This is a genomic window from Mycobacterium sp. (assembly GCF_049683355.1).
GTDB lineage: Bacteria > Actinomycetota > Actinomycetes > Mycobacteriales > Mycobacteriaceae > Mycobacterium.
Window position 1 is genome coordinate 1 of the sequence record NZ_JBAUJB010000474.1, and the last position, 4654, is coordinate 4654.

General features: G+C 65.4%; 8 protein-coding genes and 1 other RNA gene. 5 read left to right on the forward strand and 4 right to left on the reverse strand.

Annotation, left to right across the window (positions count from 1 at the left end):
- The 3 genes from WA944_RS26680 to WA944_RS26690 all read left to right on the forward strand — a co-directional run.
- The coding region (locus WA944_RS26680) for a hypothetical protein (RefSeq protein WP_526607762.1) at positions 1-126 on the forward strand (126 nt) is incomplete at its 5' end.
- Between the two features lie 538 nt (positions 127-664).
- Positions 665-1483: a hypothetical protein gene (locus WA944_RS26685; RefSeq protein ID WP_526372881.1), complete on the forward strand. Its 819-nt coding sequence runs from the start codon at positions 665-667 to the stop codon at positions 1481-1483.
- A 69-nt stretch (positions 1484-1552) separates the two neighbouring features.
- Positions 1553-2173: an NYN domain-containing protein gene (locus WA944_RS26690; protein WP_526372882.1), complete on the forward strand. Its 621-nt coding sequence runs from the start codon at positions 1553-1555 to the stop codon at positions 2171-2173.
- Positions 2174-2247: 74 nt separating this feature from the next.
- Here WA944_RS26690 and WA944_RS26695 read toward each other — a convergent pair whose 3' ends face one another.
- From WA944_RS26695 to WA944_RS26705, 3 genes are all read right to left on the reverse strand, one after another.
- A complete protein-coding gene (locus WA944_RS26695; RefSeq protein ID WP_526372883.1) occupies positions 2248-2397 on the reverse strand; it encodes a ribosome modulation factor in 150 nt (49 codons plus the stop codon).
- A 94-nt stretch (positions 2398-2491) separates the two neighbouring features.
- Positions 2492-2893, reverse strand: a complete 402-nt coding sequence (locus tag WA944_RS26700; RefSeq protein ID WP_526372885.1) for a hypothetical protein — start codon at positions 2891-2893, stop codon at positions 2492-2494.
- A 163-nt stretch (positions 2894-3056) separates the two neighbouring features.
- Positions 3057-3548: a phage major capsid protein gene (locus WA944_RS26705; RefSeq protein WP_526372886.1), complete on the reverse strand. Its 492-nt coding sequence runs from the start codon at positions 3546-3548 to the stop codon at positions 3057-3059.
- Here WA944_RS26705 and WA944_RS26710 point away from each other — a divergent pair.
- Positions 3492-3770: a hypothetical protein gene (locus tag WA944_RS26710; protein WP_526372888.1), complete on the forward strand. Its 279-nt coding sequence runs from the start codon at positions 3492-3494 to the stop codon at positions 3768-3770. The genes WA944_RS26705 and WA944_RS26710 overlap by 57 nt on opposite strands.
- 65 nt (positions 3771-3835) lie before the next feature.
- Positions 3836-4369, forward strand: a complete 534-nt coding sequence (locus WA944_RS26715) for a site-specific integrase (protein ID WP_526372889.1) — start codon at positions 3836-3838, stop codon at positions 4367-4369.
- A gap of 23 nt (positions 4370-4392) precedes the next feature.
- On the opposite strand, the gene rnpB is transcribed toward WA944_RS26715, so the two are convergent.
- Positions 4393-4654: RNase P RNA component class A (rnpB, locus tag WA944_RS26720), an RNA gene on the reverse strand; the annotation flags it as partial.

Sequence of the window (4654 nt, forward strand, 5' to 3'; positions counted from 1 at the left end):
GCCGCCGGCGAGGACACCTTCACCTACGGGCTGCTCTATCAGCAGGAGAGCGACCTGGCGAAGCGGTGTGAAGCCCAGCTCGACGACGCACTCGAGAAGCTGGACAAGGCGGTCCGCAAGTCCTGACAGCCCTTGGTCGCCGTGAAGGGCGGATGAGCTGGCCTGTAAGCCGGAGTATGACCCCTGCGCGTTTGCATTCGTGAGCTGTGTTGGCTGATCCGGAATAGGCAGCTCAGAGCGTTGGCTCCGTTGGTGGTCGATGGCGGCTACTGAACCTACTGCGGACGAACTGCGGACGGACTGCCGGTGCGCCGCACGCGCCCCGCCGCGCTCAGGCACCTACCTCATCGGGCCTCACATACTGCGAAGGCCACGGCGTTCGATATGCGGCGTCCTGAGATACCCGGTACTCGTCGATCGAAGACACCCACACCACTGGCATATCTCTGCCGGGCACTTCGTCGCTCACCGAAATCATCGGCACCTGCTCGCCGCTTGCGGTTGTGACCTGCACCCTCATACCTGCGTGAATTCCCATACCGATGATCCTCGCGCATGCCATTTCGTCGGTAAAGAAGTATCTACCGCGCCGTGGCTTGTGGCATGTTCTTGTGGCATGTAGAGTGAGTCACTGCCAGACCGAATGCAGGAGAGGAAGAGCGACATGGCTGATGACGGTCGCGGGGGGTTCAAACCGCCATACCTGCCGTTCACCACCCTGTGGAACTTCGTCGGCGAGCTGGCAGCTCATCCGCTACCGCCAGCGATCGATCGGTCGCTTATGGGCACAAAATCGGGCTCTGATCAGGTCAACCTCATGGCCACGCTGCGCACCTTCGGCATGATCGACGACGACCGCAAGGTCCAGCCCGCGTTTGTGGATTTCGCTGTGGCTGACGAAACCGCCCGCAAGCAATACCTGCGCGTGCTGGTCGAGAAGTACTACGCCGACGCGCTCGCGGTGTCCTCGCAGAACGGCACAGAGCAGCAGCTCCATGAATGCTTCCGTGACACATACGGGATCGACGGCGCCGACACGCGCCGCAAAGCAGTGACGTTTTTTCTACATGCCGCACGGCGTGCCGACATTCCGCTCAGCCCTCACTTTCCGAGCACCCGGCCGGGATCCGGGTCACCAGGTCAGAGGCGCAAGAGCCCGAAGAAACGGGCAAGCAACGGCGGCAACAGCGGCGGCAGCACTGGTAACGCTGCCGAGCGCGTCGAGACGACGCCGCGCCCGAAGTCTGAGTACGAAACCAGCGTCAAGCTGCAAACGGGCGGCACCATGTCGTTGACGGTCAACGTCAACCCGCTCAACCTCCGCGGTGAGGACCGCCAGTTCTTCTACGAGGTCGTCGACATGCTCGCCGACTACGCGGAAAAGCACCAGGCTAACGAGACGAGTGGCGACACCGACAAAAACGGCCCTTCCGAAGAAGGGCCGTCGGGCCAACCGTCCGAAGACGGCGGCGGGGTTACGTGAACACTATAACTGATCTACAGGGTGAAGTCATTCCCCATATGGCGCTCTGGCGTGTGGGCGGTGGCTGCCGTGGCTGAGACGCTGGCTGTCTACGTCGACGGCTTCAACCTGTATCACGGTCTGCACCAGGCGACCGCTCGGAGGCATCTTTGGCTGGACCTAGGCGCCCTCGCGCAAAGCCTCCGGCCGCAGAGCGTACTGACCAAGGTCATGTACTTCACCGCGCCGGTCCTTAACGATGCTGCCGGGCTGTCGAACCAGCAGGACTACCTCGCCGCGTTGGTGGCGCAGAACCCTGGCTTGATCGAAGTAGTTCAAGGGCGCTACCAGTCGAAGAGCAAGAACTGCCGGCGGTGCGGCAACTCGTGGACCGTTTACGAGGAGAAAGAGACTGACGTCAACATCGCTGTCAATCTCGTCGCCGACGCTGCCAACAAGCTGACCGACGCGGCGCTGATCGTCTCGGCCGACAGCGACCTTGCCCCCGGTGTCCGGCTTGCGCGGCAGCTAAATCCCGCCCTCTTCATCGCCGCTGCATTTCCACCACGCCGCGTCTCCAACGAACTCGCGACGTTGATGCCTGCGTCATTCCATATCGGCATGAGGAAGATCCGTAGCAGCCAGCTTCCTGCGACAGTGGTGGATGCGGCCACAGGCAAGCAGTGGACGCGACCCGCGAAGTGGCACTAGGCCGGCCTGCCTCCGGGGTCAGTTCCCCCGAGCGCATGGCGCGCGGCGCGATACGTCTGCATCGCGGGTCCGGTCTAGACTCGGACCCGCAGCATCCGCATATACCCGCGCATCCACAGTTGCGGCAGCACCAGCGATTCGCCGCCGGCATACGGGTTGCAGTCGCCTGGCTCGGCGACCGAACCCGAGTAGAGCGCGAACATGTACTCAGCGCGCTTCGACACCGGCCAAGCATGAAGGCACGCGCGCCCAGAACGGCGCACCCACGCCGACGGCGAGGACCAGGACCACGACGCCGGCCCGCGCCGGCGTGCGGAATCACCAGATGTCGGCGTCGCGCTCGAACGCTTCCCGCGCGTCGAGCAGCCGCACCGGCGGGAACATGTCGAAGCTGAACGCGCCACCCTCATCGGTGCGGCACAACGATTTCAGCTGGTCGATTTCAGCCTGAAAGAACATGCCTTTACGTGGCTGCCGAGTGTCGACCGTCTGCCCGTAGGACATGGTGCTCTGCGTGACGACGGCGCCGGTGCCGGCCTCATTCCAGCGCAGCACGGCGCCGCGCAGCTTCGACTTGACGAACGCGCGCTTACCCGGATCCAGGTTCGGGTCCAGGATGCAGGGCGCATGAAACGCGGCCTCCCCAATAGCGTCGTCGATCATCTCTTGCGCCTTGACGGCCGGGATGGTCGCGAAGTTGGTCAGGTCCGCCGGCGTCAACAGCGGCGCCGGCGGCTCTACTGGCTCAGTCATGCGCCCTGCCTCCTGGTCGTGGGGGGGTAGGCGGCGGCCGGACCCACAGCAGCCCCGGCCGCCGCCACCCGTTGTGCGCGCGACACCCCTGCCGGAGAAAAGGGAACGGGGGTTGTCGGCGCAAGCCGGTCTACGGCGCCGGCGGGATTGTCGTCAACTTCACGACCCGCGCCGGGTGCATCACCGACCACCCGGACCTCCACGTCAGACGGACACCGACCGAATCGGACGAGAAGTAGGCGTCGTCGGAGCGGGCCAGCCGCACCGGTGACTGCGCGCCGATGACCGCAGCCCGGTCGACGATCAGGATTCCGCCCGCCGGCATCGCGCTCGACACCAGAACCGGCAGCCCGAGCAGCGCCCGGGTGGCGGCCACCGTGCCCGCACCCACCAGCGACTCGTTGGAGTCGACGGCGCGTTTCGCGAACACGCCAGAGGCTTCGCCCGCAAGGTCGACGCTCAGCGGTGGCTCGACGAGGTTACGGCGGCGGTCGTCACCGGGCAGTACGTCGACCCAAAGGCGGGCCAGGTTACGTTCCGCGACTACGCAGAGCGATGGCGGCAGATGCAGGTGCAGCGGCCCAGCTCCCGCGCGCACATCGAAACCATGTTGCGACGGCACGCCTACCCAGCTCTCGGCGATCGCGCCCTCTCGTCGATCCTTCCCAGCGACATACAGGCATGGGTGAAGGGTCTCGACCTGGCGCCGGCCACCATCGGCGTCGTGTCCACGATCATGAAGGCGGCGATCCGGGACCGGCGCATCGTCGCGAATCCGTGCGACGGGTCGAAACTGCCGAAGGTGCAGCGTGCTCAGATCGTGCCGCTCACCACGACCAGGTAAACGCGGTCCGCGACGCCCTGCCCGCGGAACTACGAGCACTCGTCACCCTCGCGGCCGGAACGGGTATGCGCCAGGGCGAGTGCTTCGGGTTGACCGTCGACCGCGTGCGGTTCTTGGAGCGAACGCTGACCGTCGATAGGCAACTGGTCACGATGGCGGGAAAGCCACCCGAATTCGGGCCACCGAAGACGAACGCGAGCCGTCGGACAATCCCCCTGCCTCAGGTGGTCGTGGACGCGGTGGCGGCGCATCTGGCGGCGTTCCCGCCGGCGCCTGATGGGCTGGTGTTCACCCTGGCGGGTAAGCCGATCACCCGGCAGACGTTCGGGCACAAGTGGCGTCCGGCGGTGAAGACAGCGGGTTTGCCGACGGGCACCGGATTACACGCACTGCGGCACTATTACGCCTCGCTGCTGATTCGGCACGGCGAGAGTGTGAAGACCGTTCAAGCGCGTCTCGGGCACGCTAGCGCGGTCGAGACGCTGGACACCTACAGCCACCTGTGGCCCGATTCCGACGACCGCACGCGAGACGCGATCGACTCGGTGCTCGGTGCTACTGCGGACGCACTGCGGACGGGGACAACGCCCACCCGCTGAACATGCAGTTCAGGGGGTTAGGGCGGATGAGTTGGCCTGTAAGCCGGATTCTGTCCCTCACCGCCGCGTGAACGGCGGCGAGGCGGCGACCATCCATCTGGACACACCGTCACCGGGTGCCTCGAGCGGCCTACCCGCAGACTCGGGCGAGCAGCCCTCGAACGCCTGCGCTGCCGCGCCTCGCGACGCGACATTCTTGGCCTTGCTTCGGGTGGGGTTTACCTAGCCGCTCCGGTCACCCGGAACGCTGGTGCGCTCTTACCGCACCTTTTCACCCTTACCACC

Coding starts and splice junctions, on each gene's coding strand:
- WA944_RS26710 (WP_526372888.1), top strand. CDS start 3,492: ATGCAGGTGCAGCGGCCCAGCTCCCGCGCGCACATCGAAACCATGTTG.
- WA944_RS26715 (WP_526372889.1), top strand. CDS start 3,836: ATGCGCCAGGGCGAGTGCTTCGGGTTGACCGTCGACCGCGTGCGGTTC.
- WA944_RS26685 (WP_526372881.1), top strand. CDS start 665: ATGGCTGATGACGGTCGCGGGGGGTTCAAACCGCCATACCTGCCGTTC.